Source organism: Actinomyces procaprae, assembly GCF_004798665.1.
GTDB classification, from domain to species: domain Bacteria; phylum Actinomycetota; class Actinomycetes; order Actinomycetales; family Actinomycetaceae; genus Actinomyces; species Actinomyces procaprae.
Genome location: NZ_CP039292.1, coordinates 322837 through 346195 on the forward strand (window position 1 = coordinate 322837; position 23359 = coordinate 346195).

The window sequence follows — 23359 nt, forward strand, 5'->3', positions numbered from 1 at the left end:
CACATGGGAGGCTTGGGGGCGGTTTGGGCTGACTGGTGCGGATTGGCGGAATTTCGCCGAAAAGTCCGGCGTTGGGAGAATCGTGAAGGTGCCCTAAGCGTGCGGCGGCTCGGGGTGGCAGGCCCGTCGCCACGCTGAGGGCCGTGGCTCCGGAAGAGCGTCGTACCTTCGGGGTACGCCCCGATCTCAAGGTTCCCGATGAGTTCTTCTTCGCGCCCCTGGCGGAAGACGAACTTGAGAGCTGGGAGTAGGCGTGGCCTACTTGCTTGACACTCACGGCGTGGCGTGGCTGATCTCGGAACCGGAGCGCCTGCCCGCTGGAGATGCCAGTCGGAGGCCGGGGCGGTGAACATGGGACTCGAAACGGACTCGGTCGCCTGAGATGAGTCCGCGCGCCCCGAGGCGATGGTGACTAGGGCTACAGTGTGCTCGTCTCGCGCCCGGCCACAGGCAACGGGCGCTCCCGCACGAACAGGCACCGATGACTACGCACACTTCACCCCGGCCCACGGGCGCGACCGCAAGCTCCAGCCTGGATTCCAGCACTGACGCCACACCGGCCCTGCCCGAACCCGGGCAGGTGGTGCAGGTGCGGGGCGCCACCTGGGCCGTCACCGACGTGCGCGAGCAGGGCCTGCCCCACAGCCCCGCCGACGATTCACGCACCGACCTGGAGCACCTGGTCTCACTGCAATCGCTGGCCGAGGATCGCATGGGTGAGGAGCTGACCGTCATCTGGGAGCTGGAGGTCGGCAACTCGATCATTCCGGACCGCGGCCTGCCGGAGACGATCTCCGCCGACTCCTTCGACGACCCGGACACCCTGGGCGCCTTCGTCGACGCCGTGCGCTGGGGCGCGGTCACCTCCGCCGACGCCAAGGCCTACCAGGCGCCCTTCCGCTCGGGCGCCACCCTGGAGCCCTACCAGCTCGAGCCCCTGCGCCGCGCCCTGGAGGCCCCACGCACCAACCTCCTGCTGGCCGACGACGTCGGCCTGGGCAAGACCATCGAGGCCGGCCTGGTCGTCGAGGAGCTGCTGCTGCGGCACCGGGCCCGCTCGGTCATCATCGTGTGCCCGCCGAGCCTGGCCCTGAAGTGGCGCGATGAGATGCGTGAGAAGTTCGGCCTGGAGTTCGTGATCGTCGACTCTGCCCGGATTGCCGCCGACCGCCGCACCTACGGCCTGGCCGCGAACCCGCTGCGCCTGTATCCGCGGGTGATCGTGTCCATGGCCTGGCTGCCGGGCGTGCGCGCCCAGCGGCTGCTGCGCGAGGTACTGGACGACGCCGGCCGCCCCGGCAGCGCCCGCAACTACGCCTTCGACGTGCTGGTGGTGGATGAGGCCCACCACGTGGCCCCGGCGGCGCCCTCGGCCGTTGGCGGCGGCGTGGACTCCCAGCGCACTCGGGCGCTGCGCCGCCTGGCCGAGAAGTGCGAGCACCGCCTGTTCCTGTCCGCCACGCCGCACAACGGTTACACCGAGTCCTTCACCGCCCTGCTGGAGATGATCGACCCGCGCCGCTTCGCCCGCGGCGCCGAGATCGACCGCAGGGCCCTGGCTGAGGTGACGGTGCGGCGCCTGAAGGCGGACGTGCCGGACCGCGACTTCAAGCGCCGCAAGGTCAACTCCGTGGAGTATGCGGCCGCCGCCGATGAGGAGGAGGCCTACGCCAAGCTGGACTCGCTGCTGCGCGCCTCGGGCCGCCAGCAGGGGCGGCGCAGCCTGGATATTGCCGCCCTGCTGCTGAAGAAGCGCTTCCTGTCCAGCCCGTGGGCCTTCGCCCGCACGCTCGGCAACTACTTGACCGATCCGGTGGCGGCGGGCGCGGACTACTACGACGTCGACGACTACTACGCGGAGGTCATGGGCTCGGGCCAGTCGGATGAGGAGGAGGGCCGCCTTGAGCAGCCCGAGACGGATACGCTGCTGGCCACCCGCAGCGGTGACGCGCTGAGCGCCGCCACCAAGGCGGAGCTGGAGAACCTGGCCGACTGGGCGGGCGGCTACCAGGCGCGGGCGAACTCCCGGCTGGAGGCACTGGTGTCCATGCTCGACGCCGTCTGCCGCCCCGACGGCAGGCACTGGACCAATGAGCGGGTCGTCGTCTTCACCGAGTATGCGGACACCCTGGATTGGATCGTCGGCGTGCTCGGCTCGCAGGGTTACGGCGCGGACCGGCTGGCGGTGATTCAGGGGTCGACCCCGGCGGAGGAGCGTGAGCGGATCAGGGCCCGCTTCAACGACGACCCCACGCAGGAGCCGGTGCGGGTGCTGGTGGCCACGGATGCCGCCGGCGAGGGCATTGACTTGCAGGCCTACTGCCACCGCCTGGTGAACTTCGACGTGCCCTTCAACCCGTCCCGCCTGGAGCAGCGCATCGGTCGTATTGACCGTTACGGGCAGCACCACACGCCCGAGGTGACCTACCTCATTCCGCGCCGGGGGGGGGGTGCCTCTCAAGGCCTTTGCTCCGGTGAGCTCGACTTCCTGAACCGGCTCGCGGAGAAGATCACCACCGAGACCCAGGACCTGGGCGCGCTCAACCCGCTGATCGACGACGTCGACGGTCAGATCACCGCGCGCCTGCTGGGTCGTGAGCAACGCGGCCGCAGGACGCAGACGGCGGATCAGCGGGCGGTCAATCAGACCCTGGCGGGCAGCCGGGAGCTCAACCGCTCCCTGACGGACCTGGCGCGCGGCTATGAGAACCGCAAGGCGCAGATGCATCTGACGCCGCAGGCCGGGCGACGCGTGGTGGACACGGCCCTGCGGCTCGCCAACCAGCCCGGCCTGGAGCCGGTCGGGCCGCTGGAGGAGGCCGGCGGCCTGGAGGAGCTCGACGCCGTGCCCGAGGGTCTTGCGGCCTTCCGGGTGCCGGCGCTGGACCGCTCATGGGATGAGGCCGTGGCGGGCCTGGCGCCGCTGCTGCACCCGGACCGGCCCCGCCCGGTGAGCTTCGACGAGCGCTCCGCGTCCCTGCCCGGGATCGTGCACGTGCACCTGGGGCACCCGCTGATGCGCAAGGCGACCCGGACCCTGCGTGCGCGCCTGTTCAGCCCCCAGTCGGAGATCAACCGGGTCACGGCGGTGGTGATGCCGGGGCTGGAGGAGACCTATGCGGCGTCGGTGTCGCGGCTGGTGCTGGTGGGGCGCGGCGGGCTGCGGCTGCATGAGCAGGTGTTCGTCACCGGCGTGCGGCTGCGCGGCAGCACCGTCGCGGAGGAGAAGCTGAACGCGGTCCTGGACCGGATGCTCGACCCGGGTGAGCTCCGGGCGGCGTCGGCGGCGGTGCGCGAGCACCTGGCCCGGGCGTGGCGGGCGGACGGCGCGCATCTGCGCACCCGCATTGAGGAGGAGAGGGGCAGGCGCGCGCGGCGGCTGCAGCACGCCGTCGACGACCAGCTGCGGGAGCGGCAGCGGGCGGATGCCGAGCGGGTGCATGGCATTTATGCGGCCTTCCGCACCAACCTGACCGAGTCGTTGGAGCGGATGCATGCGGCGGAGCAGGCCAACCAGGACATGCTCGCGGCCTGGCTGGATGACCAGCGCCGCCAACGCGAGCGCGACATGCATGCGATGGCGGAGCGCCTGGCCGCGCTCGATGACGAGGAGCGGCGTGAGGCCGACGCCGTGGCACGCCGCTACGAGGACGTGCAGCCCTTCATCGCGTCGGTGGGACTGGTGTTCGCCGTGTCAGAGCAGGATGCCGACCAGTGGGAGGAACACCGATGAGCCGCAACACCACCGGGGGAAGCCGCTCCCGCACCTCCCGCCGCAGCCCGGGTGCCCCCGCCGGGGGCGCCCGGGCGGGCCGTGGGGGCGGCTCCCGGAGGAGTGCTCGCTGCGCCCCGCAGCTGCACCGCGACTGGCTGGAGCTGGTGGACACCGACGGCCCGTTCCTGTCCGTGCCGGTGATGACGCGCCTGTTCCCGCAGGGCGTCCCGCCGCTTGAGGACGCCCGCAAGGAGGTGCTGCGCCGCGCCAAGCCGGCCTTCGACGCCGCCTGGGACGCGTGGGATCGGGCGCGGGACCGTCAGGCGGCCCTGCCGGAGTACCGCGCCGCCCGTGACGCCTGGGTGCGCACGGTGCTCACCGAGGTGGTTGGCTGGGGCGGTCACTATACGGCCGCCGCCGACCGCCCCGCCCTGGTCGAGGCCCACCGGGTGCGGGGCGACGGCGACAGCCCCGTCGTGGTTACTCCGACCGGCGCCCTGCTGCGCGGCACCGCAGACGCAGCTGGCACGGGCGGGGGTGCCATGACTGCGGCAGACGCGGCAGGCGCGGTCGGCATGGCCGTGGGTGCGCTGGTGCTGGTGGTGGACCCGGTGGCCTCGCTGCGTGAGGTGTGCGACGACGGCTGGGCCACCAGCCCGGTCGACCGCATGGACGCCATGCTGCGCGCCCCGGAGTCGACCTGCTCGATCGGCGTGGTCACCGACGGCCGCTGGTGGGCCCTGGTGAGCGCCCCGCGTGGCGCCACCACCGCCTCCGGCGTGGTGGACGCCCAGACCTGGATCGAGGAGCCCGCGACCCGCGACGCCTTCCTGACCCTGCTGGGGGTGCGGCGCCTGTTGGGCGGCAGGCCGGAGGAGCGCCTGCCTCGCCTGTTTGCCGACTCGGTGCTGGCTGCCGAGGAGATCACCGAGGCCCTGGGCACGCAGGTGCGTCGCGCCGTGGAGCTGGTGGTCTCCGCCGTCTCCCGGTCGGCCGCCGACGCCGTGCGCCAGGGCCGCCCCGACCCGTTGCCGGCGGACGCCCACCAGGCGTACGAGGGCGTGGTGACCGTGATGATGCGGGTGGTGTTCCTGCTGTTCGCCGAGGAGCGTGGCCTGCTGCCCACACAGGACCTCTACCGCAGCGGCTACGGCCTGTCACGGGTGCTCGACGAGCTCGATGAGCGGGCCCGCGAGGAGGGGGAGGAGTCGCTGGACGGCACCTACTTCGTCTGGCACCGCCTGCTGGCCACCTCCGGCGCCCTGTTCGGCGGGGCCACCTGGGAGGACGTGCGCATGCCCGCCTACGGCGGCTCCCTGTTTGACCCTGATCGCTTCGGCTTCCTGACCGCCACAGGCCCCGACGGCGCCCTGATGGTGCGCGTGTCCGACCGGGTGATGCTGGAGGTGCTGCGCTCGGTGCAGGTCGCCCACGCCGGCGGTGAGGCGCAGCGGGTCTCCTTCCGGGATATCGACGTGGAGCAGATCGGCTACATCTATGAGGGCCTGCTCGGCTACTCCTGCCGCCGCAGCGATCAGGTGGTGCTGGGGCTGGACGGTAGGAACGGTGAGGAGCCGGAGGTACCACTGGCGGTGCTGGAGGACCTGGCCGAGGCCCACGCCGACGACGCCGATCTCGCCGCCGCCATCCTCGCCTGGATCAAGGCCGACCAGCCCTCGGCCCAGCCCCGCACCAAGCCCGCGCTCGCCAAGGCGCTCGCGGCCGGGGATGCCATGGAGGACGCCGAGCGGGTCCTGCTCGCGGTGACCCGCGACGCCGAGCTGCGTGGGCGGCTGCGCCCGTGGATCGGGGCGATCCGCCGGGACCTGCGCGGACGACCGGTGGTGATCCTGCCCGGCGAGCTGCTGGTGGTGGAGACACCCTCGCGGCGCGACGCCGGTGCCCACTACACGCCGCGTTCCCTGGCGGAGGACGTGGTGGCCCACGCGCTCGCCCCGCTCGTATACAAGCCGGGCCCGCACCAGAGCGAGGACCGCTCCCAGTGGCGGCTGATCGCCTCCGACGCGATCCTGCGCCTGCGCGTGGCAGACATCGCCTGCGGCTCGGGCGCCTTCCTGGTGGCGGCGGCCCGCTACCTGGCCCGTCGGCTGGTGGAGGCCTGGGAGCATGAGGGCACGACGCCCCCGGACAAGTCGCCGGAGCAGGTGGAGCGGCACGCGCTGCGCCAGGTGGTGGCGCACTGCCTGTACGGGGTGGACATCAACCCCATGGCGGTGGAGATGTGCAAGCTCTCCCTGTGGCTGGTGTCCCTGGACCGGAACCTGCCCTTCAGCTTCGTGGATGACAAGGTGTTCGTCGGCAACTCCCTGCTGGGCATCACCGACCTGGAGCAGCTGCGTGCGCTGAACATCGACCCGGCCGCGGCGCGGAAGGACCGGCTCTTCGACCTTGATGCCGCCGGCCGGATGCTGCCGGAGCTGGATGTGGACGCGATCTTGGCGGAGGTTACCGGCCGCCGCCACCAGCTCGCCTCCGAGGTGGACAACGACGATCCTGCCCGTTCTGCCACCACCAAGCTGCGCCAGCAGAGCGACAATGAGAAGCAGCTGGCCACGCTCACCCGCCTGGCCGACGCTGTCATCGCCGCCGGCCTGGACCCGGATGTGGCCGGCAAACCCGGCCGACGGCGTGAAGACGCCTATCAGCGCCTGGCCGCCGCGGCGAGCGCCGCCTTCCCGCCCGGCGGTGACGGCGACCCGGCGGGCCTGGATGTGATCCTGGAGCGGGGCCTGACCCCGACGGTGACCACGGACTACGAGCGCTGGCGGTGCCTGCACTGGCCACTGGCCTTCCCCGAGGTCTTCCCGCAGGCCCCGGCCCGCGGTTTCGACGCCGTGGTGGGCAATCCGCCCTTCCTGGGCGGGCAGCGCCTCACCGGGTCCATGGGGACGAATATGCGCGACTGGTTTGTGCACGTGCTCGCCGATGGGAAACGCGGGAGTGCGGATCTTGTCGCTTACTTCTTCTTGCGGGCCTTCGATTTGGTGAACCCGCGCGGCACGCTGGGGCTCATCGCCACCAATACGGTGGCGCAGGGTGACACCCGGGAGGTCGGGCTCGACCGGATGGTGGCCGCCGGTTTCACCATCACCCGGGCAGTGCAGTCGCGCTCCTGGCCCTCCAGCAGCGCCAACCTGGAGTACGCCGCCGTCTGGGGTACTCGCGCCCAGGTATCGCCGCAGGTGCGGGCGGTGGCATGCGGGGAGCGGGATGTGCCGGTGCCGCGGATCAGCACCTTGTTGGAGTCAGCCGGACGTGTGGAGGGCAAGCCGCAGCGGCTCGCCAAGAATGCGGGCGTCGCCTTCATCGGCTGCTACGTGCTCGGCAAGGGCTTCATTCTGGAACCGGAGGAGGCCCAGGCCTGGATCGCAGAGGACCCGCGCAATGCCGAGGTGCTCTTCCCTTACCTCAATGGCGAGGACCTCAACTCCCGCCCCGACTGCTCACCCTCGCGTTGGGTGATTGACTTCGGTATGCGTGAGCAAGCCGAAGCCGCAAGTTATCACTTGCCTTTCGGTCGTGTTTTGAGTGAGGTGAAACCCCAACGAGACAAAGTCAAAATCGATTATCGCCGAGAGTATTGGTGGAGATACGCGGCTTGGGCTCCCGCCATGCGGGAGGCGATCGCCGGGCTCGACGAGGTGCTGGTGCTTGCTCGTGTGAGCAAGACGGTGGTGCCGGTACGGTTCCCGACTGGTGCAGTCATCAGTGATGCGGTTGTCGCCTTCGCCACGGACTCCTATGCCGAGCAGGCGGTGTTGTCCTCCTCGTTGCACCAGTACTGGGCGATCAAATACGGCTCTGGCATGCGGAATGATCCCCGCTATACCCCAACCGACGTTTTTGAGACCTTCCCTCGGCCCGAGGCCACGCCCGCGCTCGATGCCATTGGCCGCACCCTGGACACCGAACGCCGGGAGATCATGCTGCGTCGCGGGCTCGGCCTGACCAAGCTGTACAACTTGGTGAACGACCCCGAACTCGCACCCGGGCAGGACGCGGACGTGGACCGCATGCGCGCCATCCACGTGGAGCTCGACGCGGCCGTCGCGGCCGCCTACGGCTGGGACGACCTGGACCTCACCCACGGCTTCCACACCTACCGGCAGATGACCCGCTGGACCATTCCACCGGCCACCCGCGTCGAAGAGCTCGACCGGCTCCTGGAGGAGAACCACCGCCGCGCCGCCGCCGAGGCCGCCGCCAAGTCTGGCCGGCCCAACAAGAAGCCCACCCGCTCCGCTAACGCCGGGTCCGCTGCCCCCACCGCCCGCACCCGCCGCGGCCGCAGGCCCGCCGCCGGACAGGAGGAGATGTTCTGATGCCCGAGCCCGCAAACTCACCCCGGCCAGCCTCCCGCGCGCCCGAAGGCGTCGCCACCCAGGCCGCAAGCGCCGACACCACCGACGCAGCTCCCGGCGCAGCCTCGCCCGAAGCTGGCTCGCCCCGCCGCCTCGACGGCTCCGAAGCACCCAGCAACGGCCCCGTCTATGAGCCGGTGGAGCCCTACGGCTTCGGCTCCTGGGCGGCCCGCGAGAACCTCACCGACATCCTGCGCCGCCAACTGCTTGGCCCCATCGGCGGCGATGACGAACTGCTGCCCGTCGCCCCGGACGGCCGCTACCTCATCGGCCGTATCGCCCCCACCCGCCTGGACGACACCGGCGGCCAGGCCACCGAGCCGCCCACCAGCGAGGCCGCCGACCTCGCCTCAGACGCCGGCCTTGACGCCGACCCGGATGCCGGGGCCTCCACCGCCTACCTGGGTGACGACCTCGACGCCCGCGCCTCCACCGGCGTGCCCGTCTCCAGCGTCGACGAGTCCAGCCCGGACGGGGATGAGGACACCGGCGGCGACCGCGACGACGAGCCCGTGCGCCGCGGCCTCATGATCCCCGCCTCCATGGGCCTGCGCTTCCAGGTCCCCGCCGACCTGGAGGCCGTCACCGTGCACGCCTCCTGGGGCGTCTACCACCCCGAGAAGACCGGCCGTACCCTGCCCTCCGGCGGCGAGGAGCGCCACTTCCGCCGCACCGACATCTCCATCCCCGTGCGCGTCCCCCTCCGCCAGGGCGACGGCGCCACCACCGACTACCCGCTGCAGGACCAGGTGACCCTGCGCGTCGACACCCACCTGGACACCACCATGCCTCGGCGCCTGGTGGAGATCGCCCTGTGCAACGACCGCGAGACCCCGCGCCGCATCCCCGTCGACGCCTGGCTCTTCCAGACCCGCCTCGACGTCACCCCCGCCGGCGCCGCCGAGGGGCAGGCCGTCTTCCTGCCCGTCCACGACGCCACCGAGGACCCCCACCTGCCCGACGACCCCGAGGAGGCCCGCCTCGAACTGCAGTACCGGGACCGGCTCGAATTCGCCGTCGGCCGCACCTGCTCCGCCGACTGGACCGTCGCCCCCGGCGCGCGCCGCGCCACCCACGTGTGCACCGAGTGGATACCCACCGCCGAGACCCCACAGACCCGGGCCGCCGACGTGCCCGGGGCGCTGCTGGACATGCAGGCCCTCGCCGTCGCCACCCCCGCCGAACTGGAGGCCGGCCTGCGCCCCATCGTGGCCGCCTACACCGGCTGGCTCAACGACCAGCAGGCGCGCATCCCCGCCCTGCCCGCCCACCTGCGAGAGACCGCCGCCGAAGTGGTGGCCGAAGCTCGGCAGGTGCGCGACCAGCTCGCCGACGGCGTCGACTTCCTCCTGGCCGACCCCGAGGCTCGCCGCTGTTTCGCCTTCATGAACCGGGTCATGGCCGACCAGCGCGTGCACTCCCAGATCGCCGCCGCCCGCCAGAAGAACCCCAGCCTCACCCCCGCCCAGGCCGAGCAGCAGGTGCGCGCGGGCACGTTCCCCCACCACTGGCGCGTCTTCCAGCTGGCCTTCGTGCTCATGCAGATCCGCGCCCTGACTGACCCCACCACCCCGCGCCGCTCGGGGGCGGACCGGGCGAAGGTGGAGCTGCTGTTCTTCCCCACCGGCGGCGGCAAGACCGAGGCCTACCTGGGCCTGGCCGCCTACGCCTTCGCCATCCGCCGCCGCCAGGGGCGCATCACCGGCCCCGACGGCGCGGTCGACGGCTCCGCGGGCGTCACCGTGCTCATGCGCTACACCCTGCGGCTGCTCACCTCCCAGCAGTTCCAGCGCGCCACCACCCTCGTCTGCGCCGCCGAGCTCGCCCGCCGCGAGGACCCCGCCACCTGGGGCGACGAACCCTTCCGCATCGGCCTGTGGGTGGGTACCGCCGTCTCCCCCAAGCGGGTGGACGAGGCCGCCAAGGAACTCACCCGACTGCGCAGCCAGCACGCCGGCGCCGGCTACCGCTTCTCCGCCCTGCAGCTCGGCCACTGCCCCTGGTGCGGGCGGCCCCTCAGCCACAACGACGTCGAAGTCGACGAGGCGCGCGGCCGCGTCTTCGTCTACTGCCCCGACGAGTTCGGCGAGTGCCCCTTCTCCCCGGGCGGCCAGGTGGACGAGGGCATCCCGGTGCTCACCACCGACGAGGAGATCTACCGGCTGGTGCCCGCCTTCGTAATCGCCACCGTCGACAAGTTCGCCCGGCTGGCCCGCGAGGGACAGGCCGCCTCCTTGTTCGGGCACGTCGCCCGCTACTGCGACCGCCACGGCTACGTGCCCGCGCTCGACGACGCCGGCAACAGCGACTACCCCCGCTGCGACGTCAAGGAATCCCACCCCGCCAAGGGACCCCTGCCCGCCGCCCGGATACGTCCGGCCACCCGGCTGCGCCCACCGGACCTGATCATCCAGGACGAGCTGCACCTGATCACCGGAGCGCTCGGCACCACCGTGGGGCTCTTCGAGGTCGCCGTCGACGCCCTGACCACCTGGCGCATGTACGACCCCGACGGCGCACCGCGTGAGGTCAAGCCCCTCATCGTCGCCTCCTCGGCCACCGTGCGCCGCGCCGCCGACCAGGTGCGCGCACTCTACGGGCGCGGCACCACCGTCTTCCCGCCGCAGGTCCTCGATGCTGCCGACACCTTCTTCTCCAAGGAGATCACACCCGACCGCGAGCACCCGGGGCGGCGCTATGTGGGGCTGTCGGCCACCGGCGTGCGCCTGACCAACGCCGAGATCCAGATCGCCCAGGTCCTTATGGCCGGCGGCCAGCTGCTGCTCGATGAGGGTGGGGAGGAGGCCGACCCCTACATGACGCTCGTCGGCTACTTCTCCGCCACCCGTGAGCTGGCCGGCATGGCCCGCTACATGCAGGACGACATCCAGACCGCCCTGGCCAAGGGCATTCGCGGCTCCGGGCTGCCGCGGCGCAGGGGTACGGCATACGGGGCACTCAACCTCGGTGAGCTCACCAGCCGCATCGCCTCCACCGAGATCACCAGCACCCTGGATGAGATGGCCGTCGGCTTCGACCCCGCCGTCGACTCCACCCGGGCGCGCGCCGCGTACCGGGAGGCCAGGGCCGCCGCCACTGCCGGCAGAAACGTGCCGACACCGCGCCCGCACAACCCCTTCGACGCCGTGCTGGCCACCTCCATGCTGCAGGTGGGCGTGGACGTCACCCGGCTGGGCCTGATGCTGATCGTCGGCCAGCCCAAGAACACCGCCGAGTACATTCAGGCCTCCTCCCGCGTCGGCCGCGACGCCGGGCGGCCGGGCCTGGTGGTCACCGTCGGTAACTGGGCGCGCCCACGGGACCTGGCCCACTACGAGCAGTTCCGCCACTTCCACGACACCTTCTACCGGCGCGTGGAGCCCCTGTCCGTCACCCCCTTCTCCGTCACCTCCCTGGAACGGGGGCTCGACGGCGTACTCGTCGCCAGCGCCCGCGTGCTGCAGGCCGCCGTGACCGAAGGCAGCCTGAACCCCGAGCGGGGCGCCGGGAACGCACCCCGGCAGCAGGCGGTGCTGGAGCAGGTGGCCCACGCCGTCGTCGCCCGCATTGAGAACTCAGCGGCCGGGGACGCCGCCACCCGCTACGCCCGCGACCGGCTGCAGGGGCGCATCGAAGCTTGGGTGAGGCGGGCCGAACAGACGCTGGGCGACGGCAGGCACCTGAGCTATGAGCGGGTGAAGGACCCCGCCAAGCAGGCGGCACTCATCATGGGGCCCGAGGCGGGCGCGGCCCGCACCGTGGGCGGGGACGGGCCGGTGCTCGTCGTCGCCAACTCCATGCGGGAGGTGCAGCCCGAGATCAACCTGCTCGTCTCGCCCGACCCGCAGCGCCTGGCCTGGAGGCCGCCGGAGGACGCCCCCGCCTGGCAGGCGCAGGAGCCCGGCGCTGACGCAGAACGCAGGGACAGTGACGAGTCGGCCCCGAGCGCGGGGGAGGAAGCATGAGCACCAGTGAGTTGATCGCCGTCGGCGGCGGCACCAGCCCCCTCGACGACGCCGAAGCGCTCGCCGAGAAGCAGGGGCGGAAGAACTTCGCCAAGGTCGGTTCCGCCCGGCCCTCCAGCCTGCTGTACACCTACGGGCCGGGCGCCATCATCGACCTGCCCCACTTCACCATCATGCCCAGTGGCATGGACGACTGGGAGCGCATCTGGGCACGCCGCCAGGGGCCGGTGCCGGAGATTCACGCGCCCCGGCTGCTGGAGAGCGTGCAGCTGCAACTCGGCCCGCAGGTCAGCGGGCTGCGGCCCTTCCCCCACCAGCCGACCGAGAACGCCTTCTCCCGGGAGGGAAGCGACCTGGGCGTGCCCGCGCGCATCTTCCCCCAGTGGCTGCGCTGCACCGGCTGCGACCTGCTGGCCCCGCTGGAGTTCTTCACGCGTAGCACCGACGGTTACGTCAATACTCACCCCTACCGGCCCGACGAGGCGGTTGTGCAGCATGTCGGCTGCCCGGGGAGGGTGGCGAAGACCGGCGGCGGGGCTCGGGGCAAGGCGGGTGGGACCCGCAGGAACCGCACCAGTCCGTGCGTGCCCGCGCGCTACCTGCTGGCCTGCCCCGACGGGCACCTGGACGAGTTCCCCTACGACTGGTGGGTGCACCAGGGCGGCAAGTGCTCCAAGGCTCCGGCCCCGGTGCTGGAGATGACCGACACCGGTGCCTCCCGCGGCGCCAGCGCCACCGTCACGTGCCGCTCATGCGGGGTGCGACGGCCCATGAACCAGGCTCAGGGCGAGGTCGGCCGCACCCACCTGCCCAAGTGCCGTGGCCGCCTGCCGCATGTGGACGCCTTCGTCAAGGGCGGCTGTGAGCAGGAGACGCGGCTGATGCTGGTGGGCGCCTCGAACCTCTGGTTCCCCGTCACCCAGTCGATCATCGACATGCCCCGCCTCGATCCGGCCGCCCAGCTGAAGGATGACGCGAACCAGCTCCGGGCGGCGCTGGGGGAGGACCTTTCCGCTGTCAGCGGCAACCTGAAGATGCTGCGTATTGCACTGAAGCAGAATCCCTCAACCGGGCGGCTGGTGGAGCTTGACGACGCGGCGCTCGGCGACGTGGTCGCCGCCGCGCTGGGGCCGCAGGAGTCCGAGGCGGAGCGGGAGGAGCGCCGTCGCCGGTGGAGCCCCACCGACCTGCTGGTGCCGGAATGGCGCTACCTGGAGCAGGACCCGCCCGAGGAGCGGCACGCCGACAAGCGCAGCGGGCTGACCGTCTCCCCGCGGGCCCTGCCCGTGGGTGAGAGCGGCCCGGTTCCCGGTGTGGGGCGGGTGCTCGCCGTCGACCGGCTCCGCAAGGTCAACGCACTGCTGGGCTTCACCCGCATCGACGACTTCGACCGCATCGACGACTCCGGCTCCCGGCTGGTGCCCCTGTGCCGTGGCGGGCGCCCGGCCTGGGTGCCGGCCACCGAGGACCGCGGCGAGGGCGTATTCCTGCAACTGGATGAGGCGCGGGTGTCAGCCTGGGAGCAGCGGGTGGAGGCCAGCGGGCTGTGGGAGCGGTACGTGGCCGCGCACAAGCGCAACTTCGAGCGCCGCTACTCCGAGACCGCCAAGGAGATGGACCACCTGGAGCGCATGCAGCCGGCCCGCTACTGGTTGGTGCATACGCTCGCGCACGCGCTCATGCGGCAGATGTCCATGCACTCCGGCTACGGGGCCGCCAGCCTCAGTGAACGCCTGTACGCCTGGAAGCCGGAGGGGGAGCGGCCCGCCGCCGCGGGCATGCTCATCACCACCACGGCCTCCGACTCCGACGGCACGCTCGGCGGGCTGGTGGCGTTGAGCGCCCCGGCGCGGCTGGGGGAGATTCTCGACGCCGCCCTGCGCGGGCTCATGCGCTGCTCCTCCGATCCGGTGTGTGCGCGGCGCGTCCCGGAGGACCCCGAGGACTTCCTGCACGGCGCCGCCTGCCACTGCTGCACCATGGCCTCGGAGACCTCCTGCGAGCGGGCCAACCGCTTCCTCGACCGGCGCCTGGTGGTGCCGCTGCCCGGGGCTTGGCGTGAGCTGGCCTTCTTCGAGGACCCGCGGTGAGCGGTGCCGACGAGGCCGGCGGGAGCGGCCGGGACGCCGAGAAGGAGGGCGAGGCGGGGCGGCGGGACGCCGTCGTCGAGCTCGGGGCCGTGCTGAGCGGGACCCAGGCGCGGGCCGTCGCTGCGAGCCTGGAGGCGGGCGAGACCCTGACGCAGGCGCTTGGGGCCGTGGAGGCGTCGCGCCGACGTCGAGTGCGGGAGCTGATGGGGAGGGCCGGGCTCGGCATGTTGGAGCGGGAACGGACCGCGGCGGTGCTGCGCGCCATCGAGGGCGCGCTGGCGCACCCGACCTCCGTCACCCCGGTGTGGACGGTTCCCGGCGGGCCTGGAGCTTTTGGGGTGACGGGGCACCTGACCGGGCTTGTCCACGAGCTGGTGACGCGGGCCTACGGGTCGGTCACCTGCTCCACCTACAACATTGCGCGCTCCTCGGCGCTGTGGGAGGCGCTGAAGGAGGTGGCGGCGCGGCCGGAGGTGAGTGTGCGCCTGTACCTGGACACCGACGTGGCCGACGCCGAGCCCAAGCCTTGGGTGCCCACCACCGCGCAGGTCGCGCGCGAGCTGAAAGGCGCCGTGGTGATGCGGACGCGGGCCGGTGAGGACGGGAAGCGGCCGCGAAATCACGCCAAGTTCGTGGTGGTGGATCACCAGATCGTGGTGGTCACGAGCGCGAATATGTCGCGCTCTGCGGAGGAGTGGAACGTCGAGCTCGGCCTGCGCCTGGACGAGCCGCTGCTGGCCCGCGCTATCGAGGACCAGATGCGCGCCCTGGAACCGCACATCTATGAACGGGTGGCCGGTTAACGCAGGCTTCGTGATCGCGGCTCAGACACGGTTAGTGTCTGAGGGCATGGCTACTATTCGCCCATGGTGAAGGTGGCGTACGGCGATGAGAGCATCCGCAGAAGAGGCGTGCGGGAGCCAACATATCTCTTGGGTGCTTATATTCGTGATGATGCCGCCCCTGATCTTGCCTCCGAGCTGATGGCTCTCGTGCGGGGAAGGAAACTGCACTGGCGAGATTCCATTCCTCGAGTTCAGGAGGAGGCGTGCCGCATAATCAGTTCCCACGGCGGAGGCCACTTGATTGTCGCGGCGCGTCCCCTTGCTGAGGGTGTGCGTGAAGAGTCGGCGCGTCAGCAGGCGCTTATGACGCTGATGACCATTTTGTCGGGAGGCTACGGCGTAGACGAACTAGTCCTGGAGCGTCGGCAGCAGAAGCAAGATGACAAAGACCGAGCGGTTTTCGCTGTTGCCCGTAAGAGCGGGATGGTTAGCGCTGACTTCAAACTTCGGCACGAGTATGGGACCCAACAACCCATGCTGTGGGTGCCGGATCAGGTTCTGGGAGCTTACGGCGATGCCTGCATGGGTAAAACTACGGCATGGGCGCTGCTCGAACCGCACGTGCGAATCGAGACGATTCATCCCAGGAGGTAGCGCGAACGCCGGGCCCTATGACGTCACAGGCGCACCGGCGTTAACTTCCTGTCCGCACCTTGATGCGGCGGCGACATTAGTGTGCCACCCCCCTCCTCTGAAGGTCAACCCCGCGACGGGACTCATCTCAGGTGCCGACGAAAGTGGTTCGGTGCCTCAATCTGGGACTGCCCGCGAGAGTCGCGGATCGTGGTCGTCGCGAGTGCGAATGTGTCGCGTAGCGCGGAAGAGGCTAACGTCGAGCTCGGCCTGCGCCTGGACGAGCCGCTGCTCGCCTGCGCCATCGGGGACCAGACACGCACCCTGGATCCGCACGTCAACGAGCAGGTGGCTAGCGGCTGAGCGGGCCGGCAGACGGGCGCCGCGGTCGTACCGCGGCACCATGTCCCAGCGCGAGAACCAAGGGAGTGGGGAGGCGGAGCGCCTTGCTCTGCTTGGTCCCGTGAGTAACTGGTTGGCGGTCGGTCACGAGGATGGTGGAAGGGCGAGGTGGCGGAGCATGAGTGTCGAATGCGCGCGCCGGGCAGTCTCAGGCGGTCTAGCCCAGCCTCGTCCCTGCCTCAACCCGTAGGCCGGTAGTTCGTGTCGGACCCCCGTGGCACTGTGACTGTGGGCGGGAACCGCCGGCCCCGCCCAAGACCCTGACCGGCCGGCGAGAACCGAGGCGATCATGAGTGAGTGCGAAGACGTGCGTGGTGATGGTTCGCAGCCGCGGGGCACTGCGTCCCTGGATGACGGGAACGATACGAAGGAGCCCGAGCAGGAACCTGCCCCGCAGAAGAGCGAGCCAACGAATCGTGCCAAGAATGTCGTGGGTAGCGAACAGGCCGACGGCCTGCACCGCTTCCCGAGCCGATTCAAGGCTGCATTCGCGGCGGAGAAAGATGACTTCGTGGTCGCCCCTCCCGACCTTGGGCCGGACCGAAGTCTGAAGAAGGGCGAGAACGGTCGGGGCGGCTCGAGGGAGAAAAGAGACAAGCGTTACGAGCGAGGCCTACTCTGGGAGCATGGCGGCAACCTCCCTATGCTCGTTGCGCCTGGCCTGCTGGCTACTTGTATATGGATGCTGTGTGTGCTGATCGAGAATCGTATCGAGTATTCCCCGGAGGTGTTTCTCGCGATTATAATGGACATACGGGAAGCCGGCAGGCAGTGTCTTGCTGCCACTGCAAGTCCCGGAGTGGAAGGGCTCAATCAGTGCCCGTACGGCCTGGACATGTCGGTGTCGACAGGGGTGACTCTGGTATCAGGAATATTTACCGTCGAGTGCGGCGGCGTTGCGGTGCTCGGTTTTCGAGCTCGTGCGCGAATTGGACAGGGTGGTGACTCTGACGAGACGGTTGCTCGTCGCGTCTTTGGGTCACCCGGAGGGGCATTGCTGTTCTGGTCGGCGATGTACTGTCTGTGGGTTCCAATTCTTGGTGTTCTCCTGCTGTGGACGCCAAGCCGTACGGCGGTTCTGAGTCGACCTGTACTTGTGCTGTCAGAGTCGGCTGTGCCCCTATGGTTTGTTGTGGCGGCATCGGTTGTTATTCCGATTTGGCTGTATAGCCGTGTTGTTGAGTATGTGCTAGAAGATGTTGAACGTCGGCGTCGCGCAATACGGTGGGAGTATGAGCGGGCTTACCGCTTGATTCGACTCAAGGTTGCGTCAGACGTGGAAGCGCGTAACGTGGTGCGGGCGCGCGGCAAGGCGGCGCACGTTGGTCGCTGGATTGTTTTCGGGTTGATGCTGCTTATTGGTCCGCTGCTGGCGGGAACATTCCTGCCGTACGCGCCAGCGCGGTTTCTTGGGCTGTTTTCTGTGTTGGCTTTGCTTGACGCCTTTTGTGTATATTTTGTCGCCTACGCCTGGAGCTGGGGTCGAGCTCAGGGTGTTTTTCTTGTGATAGTTTCTGGATTCGCGGGATGTTTCTGTGCAGTGGTGACGGTCATGTGTTTTATGGTGTATTGGATAGTGATGTCTAGTCCGGTGACTATTCCTGCTGCACTGGCTGTATTCGTGCTGCTTGTGCTCGTCTGGTCAGTGGTGATCATGCGTGGCGTTGATGCGGCCAAGCATCCAGTCACCGTGATTCGCGCGCGTCGGGCGATGCGCCGCAGCGACGAGCTGGTGTGGCTGCGCGCGCAGGAGAGAAGACTTGTACCCATGGGGATGGGTGAGAGTGCTGTGAAGGCGCGGCTCAGAGGGCTCCGCCGTGCCGCGTCGCGCAAGCGCCCGTCAAAACGCTTGCGTGCTGAAGGCGCTGAGAGGTCGCGGCGAACTGACAAGCGGCGCTGACGACGCGTCGGAAGCACTGCCACGGGTGTATCAGCTCATTGGCCTGCTGACGGGTCACGTCGCGGAGGAAGGAATGCGGACATGACCTCGACGCGGGGGTGCACGCCGCGGCCACGCTGTTTCTCGACCAGCCCAATCTCGACTAGGCCGTTGATGTCGCGCGTAACGGTCTTCGAACTCTTGCTCCGATACGCCTCGGCGAGGCCTCGGTTTAGTGGCTCTTCCGGTTTGTGGGTGTGGTGGTTGGGGTCGGGGCTGCGGTGGGGGTGGTCGTTGCCGGGTTGGTGAGGTTGTTGTCGGTGGGTGGTGCTGGCTTGCGCTGATTCGTCGGGGCCGTTGGGGTCATCTGGGCGCTGGACTGGGACTGCCGCCATTGACGACGCACGGCGGCGGTCTTGGTGCCCTGCTCGACGGGCCCCCGGGCGCAGGCATGAGCGCTCGGAGTGCGGGCCTGGCGTGTTCGCCCGCGCGCCCCGGATGACGGTTCGGCACTTCGCCTGACGATTCGGCACTTGGCGCCAACGATTCGGCACTTGGCGTGACGGTTCGGCACTTGGCACCAACGATTCGGCACTTCTGACGACGCTACGTACCCCTACCGTACGAACCGTCGCAAGACGGTACGAATCGTTGACCAGAACATACGAACCCTCACGCAAAGGTACGAACCGCCGCGTCAACACACAAACCCCCAGCCCAACACACCCTCAAACCGGAAGAGCCGGTTAAGGGTTGTCACATTGCCGATTGGGGTCCAACGGTCGGCGGGCAGGGCCAGCACGCGGTCTCTCATCCTGGTTCGCGCTTGGGTGTGCTGATCATGGAACCGCTCGTGGACGTAGGACTGCCACATGATGGATAGCTGCATCTCCTGCACTTGTGCGATCTGCTCGCGTAGACCATCCACAAGGCCCGGGGCTTTGTAGTGGACAAAGTCCTCTGCCGGGTAACCGGGGCGAACGCCAGTCTGCTCCAAGATGGAGTAATACATGTCGCGGGTCTTGTTGTAGTGATCGGACAGGAGGTGGGTGGCTGGTACTGGAACTCCGGCACGTATGAGCAGTTCAAACTCCAGCAGACGGGAAATGCGTCCGTTCCCGTCGCCGAAGGGGTGAATCCAAGTAAGGTGCAGGTGTGTCAGCGTGGCCAGTATGAAGGCCATGGGCGTCGGCAGGGCGGGGCGTTGCCCAACTGGGAGATCTCGTTGGTCAGCGCTTCGGATAGACGATCGCCTAGATTGTCGCAGTCTTCCGTTGGCGCGCGCGGTACTGTCCGACCCCCACGTCGTGCGTACGGAACGCGCCGGGAATAACGTCCTCCTTCTCCTGCTGACCAACTATCAGGCGAGCATGTTGAGCCTTAGTCGCGTGGCCGACAGCGGTGGTGCGTTGTCGGGCAGGCACTCTTGAATGATGCCGTTGAACAAAGACACCAGGTTCTGGATCTCCTGGCGCTGCTACACACGCGACGGTGGAGTGCTGGCTCGCCGCTCGACGATGTCGCGTACTTCGGCTTTGGTCAGTGTGATGCCTTCCCATGAACATGGTGGCTGGGATGCGGGTGGGAGGGAGTGTCGGGGTGCGGGTGAGGTGGCTGGGGTGGTGTTGGTGCTCGGGTGTGGTGGCTGGTGGGGTTGGGGGTGTCATTGGATGCACCACTTTCAGCGCTGTGACCGCCGGTCGCGTCGGCTGCGTCAGCGGTTTTCCGCGGTTTCAGTGTGATCCTGGCAGTAGTGCGGTCCGAAAGTGGTGCATTTTGTGACAGGTGCGGGGTGCGTATCCGGTGGAGGCGGCGGTGTGCGTGCGGCGGCGTGCGTGCGGCGGCTCGGGGTGGCAGGCCCGTCGCCACGCTGAGGGCCGTGGCAGGCCCGTCGCCACGCTGAGGGCCGTGGCTCCGGAAGAGCGTCGTACCTTCGGGGTACGCCCCGATCTCAAGGTTCCCGATGAGTTCTTCTTCGCGCCCCTGGCGGAAGGCAGGGGCGCGAAGGTCAATCTGGCTCGTTGTCCACGTTGCCCACGCCGACGATGACGTCCTCGGGACCAGGCTGACGGTCGGCCCGGTCCGGTATCCCGCGTGACCTCGGATCACGCCGTTGTACCTGTCTGCAACGAGTTTGCGCTGACGGGGATTGGCGTGAGGAGTGCTCGCGCCGATCCACTTCGGCTCACGGGGCCGAAATGAGTCTCCCGCCCGGTGCTCTCCGGGCAGCCGGGTGTCGGTACGTGCTTGGTGCCCGCCGCGGCCGACGGGCCCGTCGCTGGCCTCGCTCGCCCGTTGCCGATACGCTGCGTGAGACTGGCGGTGCGCGGTCGTCTGGGCGCACCGTGACCGTGCCGCTCGGCAGCTTGTCGGCGCGACACCGGACCGCTGGTGTCAAGAGACTCAGCAACGCAGCCAACACCGGACCCCAGGGAGCGCATCGATGAGCCCACGCCGCAAGCACGACGACCATCACGAGCCCGACGACCCAGACATCGCCCAGGCGATGCGGGAGCGCCGCCAGGAACTGGGGCTGAGCGTGTCGGCAATGGCCGCACGCGCCGGCGTCTCCGAGCAGACCTGGCGCAACTACGAGGCCGGCCGCACCCAGGTGCGCGGCGACAAGCAGGCGGGCGTGTGGGAGGCCCTCGAATGGGAGCCGCCGACTCACTGGGAGGATCTGTCGGGCCTCCGCGCCATCCTGCAAGGCGGCGCCACGTCGGCGGGCCCGGGCAGCGCGATGCCAATGGGCATGGGTGGCCCGGGCAGCTTCGGCGGCCCCGGTTTCGGTGGTCCCGGCTTCGACATCCCGGATGAATCCTACGACGCCTTCGAAGGTCTCGACGCCGAGGAGCTTGCCGCCCAGGCCGCCGCAGAACTCCACATCCCCGACTGGGACGACATCCCCACCGTCCTGTCCGAGGTGTACTCCCAGCAGTTGGCCCGCACACTCGGTGAGGACGCTGCCCGCTGCTTCGCCCTAGGGGTATTCCTGTATGACATGTCCATTACCGAGAACCTCGAGAGCCTGGCGGAACTGCCGGGCGGCACCCACCTGGGTGAACTCGATGAGACCCACATCGGCTCCACCCTGCCGCAGCTGTGGCTGACCCGCTACGACTACGAGTTCGTCTTCCAGTTGCGCGGCACCGCCCGGGACATGACCCTGCGTTTGACCGACGCCGGCCCTGCGGACGGTGAGCCGCTGGTGCGCACCATGGCCGAGGCCCTCGTGCTCCACGACATCTTCAACCTCGGCGGCGTCATCGCCGACTCGCGCGGCGCCAACGTCCCCGAAGATCGTTGGGAGGGCTGGGTGGACGCCCTGTCCGGCCCCGACCAGCCCGCTCACGCGCTGATCGCCATGGGCCTGGTCCCGCCCGCGGAGGCGCCCGGGCACTTCGATAACTGGTTCAAGCCGCTGCCGGATCCGTTTGTGCCTGACTGGGACGGCGCTTCCGACGGGTCCGGTTCGACGACGGCGTCCGGTCCGGCCGACAGCACCGTGACCCCACTGCGCCGCAGTCACTGACAACGCCGACGCCGAGGGCGTTTACAGGTCCGGCGCGCCCGCGTCAGGCTTCAGGCCTCCAGCGCCGTCGCCCCGTCAGCGCCGGGCACCACCCCGCCGCGGCGGGCGTGGATCTTGGCTGCCTGCCGCAGCGTCAGCTGCCGGGTCAGCGTCATGACGGCGCCGGAGATCACCGCAAACGCGACCACTTCTCCGAGCCGGTAGCTGAGCACCTGATCCTCGTCCTGTGGCGCCGGCTTGCCGGTGACGGCCTTCCACCCCGCGGCGACGGCCTTCTCGGCAACGGCGCCGGAGACCAGGAGCGACAGCGCGGAGGCAACCGTCCAACCGAGACTGTTCTTCATGGTGACAACTCCCTGAGATCTGCTTGATGACTGAACACCTGGCGGCGACGACGGCGCTGCTGCCGGGCGCCGACACCGCCCCGATCCTGTCACATGCACCGGGCGGGCCGTGCGTGGACGCACCCGGACCAGTGCATCACGCGGGCAGTCGGCAGCGTTTTCACAGCCGCCCGCCGGCGGCGCAACGGGACGCGGGCACCGCCGCGCCGCCCGCATGAGCGCCACGCGGGCAGGCACACCCGGTGCCGCCCGGGCCGGTGCGGGGCGGTGGGCGAGCACCGCCGCCGCGCTAGGCTGGACCCACAACGACAGGGGAGCGCCCCGTCGTCGGCGGGCTCCGTCCCGCCCACGACCACGGCGCTGAGAGTGCGGGCAGCCGCAGACCCTCGAACCTGCCCCGGTTAGCACCGGCGAAGGAAGTCGAGAATCTCCCCGGGCGCACCGGCTGCGCCCGGGCCCTCCGGAGAGCCCATCCAGGAGGACCATCATGACCATCAACGAGCCCACCAGGTACCCCGCCACGGGCGGCGCCGCGCGTGCCGCCTCGGCGCGCAGCACCCGGTCGCTGGCCACCATCCGCCCCAGCCGCCGCGCCCTGCTCGCCGGGGGCGCCGCCACCGCCGTCGGCCTGGCGCTCGCGGCCTGCGGCTCCGGGAACGGCGGCGCGGGCGGCACGGCGGCGGGCGGCGACACTGTCACCGTCGTCACCTACGACTCCTTCGACCTGCCCGACGAGCTCATCACCGCCTTCAAGGACGACACCGGCTACACCCTGGAGATCGCCCGCTCCGGCGACGGCGGCGAGGTCGCCAACAAGCTGATCCTCACCAAGGACGCCCCGCTCGGCGACGCCGTATTCGGCCTCAACAACACCATGGCCTCCCGCATCCTTGCCGAGGGCGTCATCGACACCACCACCGCCCTGAACCTGCCCGACGGCGCCGCGGACTACCTGGCCCCCTACATCGTGGACGACACCCCGGCGCTCGTGCCCATCGACTTCGGGGAGGTGTGCGTCAACGTCGACACCGCCTGGCTGGACGACCACGGCCTGGAGATACCCACCGTCTTCGAGGACCTGACCGACCCGGTCTACAAGGACATGTTCGTCGCCATCAACCCCACCACCTCCTCCACCGGCATGGCCTTCCTACTGGCCACCATCGGCCACTTCGGCCAGGACGGCTTCGCCCAGTACTGGAAGGACCTGGTGGCCAACGGCACCAAGATCGACGAGGGCTGGTCGGACGCCTACTACACCGACTTCACCGCCGGCGGCGGGGACGGCGCCTACCCGATCGTCGTCTCCTACGCCTCCTCGCCCGCCGCCACCCTCACCGACGACGGCACCGCCACCACCACCGCCGCCCTGCCCGCCACCGCCACCCGCCAGGTCGAGTACGCGGGTGTGCTGGCCGGGGCCGCCAACCCCGACGGCGCCGCCGCCTTCGTGGTCTGGATGCTCTCGCGCCAGGTGCAGGAGGCCATTCCGGACGCCATGTACATGTACCCCGTCGACCCCGACGCCGAGCTTTCGGATGAGTTGGCGAAATTCGGCACCACCACCCAGGACCCCGATCGTCGTCGCCCCGGCGGACATCGCCGCCCACCAGCAGGAGTGGCTGACCACCT

Annotated in this window: 11 protein-coding genes and 1 pseudogene; 10 read left to right on the forward strand and 2 right to left on the reverse strand. The window is 69.7% G+C overall.

Features of this window, described 5'->3' with window-relative positions:
* Window positions 1–481 precede the first annotated feature (481 nt).
* The 8 genes from drmD to E4J16_RS01315 all read left to right on the forward strand — a co-directional run bounded on the left by drmD (window position 482) and on the right by E4J16_RS01315 (window position 17872).
* Window positions 482–3733 carry a DISARM system SNF2-like helicase DrmD gene (gene drmD / locus E4J16_RS01285; protein WP_136313031.1) on the forward strand — a complete coding sequence of 1084 codons (3252 nt, stop codon included), beginning with the start codon at window positions 482–484 and terminating at the stop codon, window positions 3731–3733.
* Window positions 3730–8058 carry an Eco57I restriction-modification methylase domain-containing protein gene (locus E4J16_RS01290; protein ID WP_204519906.1) on the forward strand — a complete coding sequence of 1443 codons (4329 nt, stop codon included), beginning with the start codon at window positions 3730–3732 and terminating at the stop codon, window positions 8056–8058. Before drmD ends, E4J16_RS01290 begins: the two co-directional genes overlap by 4 nt.
* Window positions 8058–12062 (forward strand): DISARM system helicase DrmA, encoded by a 4005-nt coding sequence (gene drmA / locus E4J16_RS01295; protein ID WP_136313032.1) that lies wholly within the window; start codon window positions 8058–8060, stop codon window positions 12060–12062. The genes E4J16_RS01290 and drmA overlap by 1 nt, the downstream gene beginning before the upstream one ends.
* The gene (gene drmB / locus E4J16_RS01300; protein WP_136313033.1) at window positions 12059–14152 is read left to right on the forward strand and encodes a DUF1998 domain-containing protein; all 2094 of its coding nucleotides are present in this window, start codon (window positions 12059–12061) and stop codon (window positions 14150–14152) included. Before drmA ends, drmB begins: the two co-directional genes overlap by 4 nt.
* Window positions 14149–14955: a DISARM system phospholipase D-like protein DrmC gene (gene drmC / locus E4J16_RS01305; RefSeq protein WP_136313034.1), complete on the forward strand. Its 807-nt coding sequence runs from the start codon at window positions 14149–14151 to the stop codon at window positions 14953–14955. The genes drmB and drmC overlap by 4 nt, the downstream gene beginning before the upstream one ends.
* Window positions 14956–15018: 63 nt before the next feature.
* A complete protein-coding gene (locus E4J16_RS01310; protein ID WP_136313035.1) occupies window positions 15019–15591 on the forward strand; it encodes a hypothetical protein in 573 nt (190 codons plus the stop codon).
* Window positions 15592–15801: 210 nt separating this feature from the next.
* Complete coding sequence (locus E4J16_RS15900; protein WP_275669571.1) at window positions 15802–15933, forward strand: hypothetical protein; 132 nt, start codon at window positions 15802–15804, stop codon at window positions 15931–15933.
* A gap of 730 nt (window positions 15934–16663) precedes the next feature.
* Window positions 16664–17872: a hypothetical protein gene (locus tag E4J16_RS01315; protein WP_136313036.1), complete on the forward strand. Its 1209-nt coding sequence runs from the start codon at window positions 16664–16666 to the stop codon at window positions 17870–17872.
* Between the two features lie 676 nt (window positions 17873–18548).
* Here the strand turns inward: E4J16_RS01315 and E4J16_RS01320 are convergent.
* Complete coding sequence (locus E4J16_RS01320) at window positions 18549–19208, reverse strand: Fic family protein (RefSeq protein ID WP_136313037.1); 660 nt, start codon at window positions 19206–19208, stop codon at window positions 18549–18551.
* 1086 nt (window positions 19209–20294) lie between these two features.
* Here E4J16_RS01320 and E4J16_RS01325 point away from each other — a divergent pair.
* A complete protein-coding gene (locus tag E4J16_RS01325) occupies window positions 20295–21383 on the forward strand; it encodes a helix-turn-helix domain-containing protein (RefSeq protein WP_136313038.1) in 1089 nt (362 codons plus the stop codon).
* Window positions 21384–21433: 50 nt separating this feature from the next.
* Here E4J16_RS01325 and E4J16_RS01330 read toward each other — a convergent pair whose 3' ends face one another.
* A complete protein-coding gene (locus E4J16_RS01330) occupies window positions 21434–21727 on the reverse strand; it encodes a DUF4235 domain-containing protein (RefSeq protein ID WP_136194191.1) in 294 nt (97 codons plus the stop codon).
* Between the two features lie 487 nt (window positions 21728–22214).
* On the opposite strand from E4J16_RS01330, the pseudogene E4J16_RS01335 reads away from it, so the two are divergent.
* Window positions 22215–23234: pseudogene (locus E4J16_RS01335) on the forward strand (thiamine ABC transporter substrate-binding protein); the annotation flags it as partial.
* Window positions 23235–23359: the final 125 nt, after the last annotated feature.

Coding starts and splice junctions, on each gene's coding strand:
- drmD (WP_136313031.1), top strand. CDS start 482: ATGACTACGCACACTTCACCCCGGCCCACGGGCGCGACCGCAAGCTCC.
- E4J16_RS01290 (WP_204519906.1), top strand. CDS start 3,730: ATGAGCCGCAACACCACCGGGGGAAGCCGCTCCCGCACCTCCCGCCGC.
- drmA (WP_136313032.1), top strand. CDS start 8,058: ATGCCCGAGCCCGCAAACTCACCCCGGCCAGCCTCCCGCGCGCCCGAA.
- drmB (WP_136313033.1), top strand. CDS start 12,059: ATGAGCACCAGTGAGTTGATCGCCGTCGGCGGCGGCACCAGCCCCCTC.
- E4J16_RS01310 (WP_136313035.1), top strand. CDS start 15,019: ATGGTGAAGGTGGCGTACGGCGATGAGAGCATCCGCAGAAGAGGCGTG.
- E4J16_RS01325 (WP_136313038.1), top strand. CDS start 20,295: ATGAGCCCACGCCGCAAGCACGACGACCATCACGAGCCCGACGACCCA.
- E4J16_RS01330 (WP_136194191.1), bottom strand. CDS start 21,727: ATGAAGAACAGTCTCGGTTGGACGGTTGCCTCCGCGCTGTCGCTCCTG.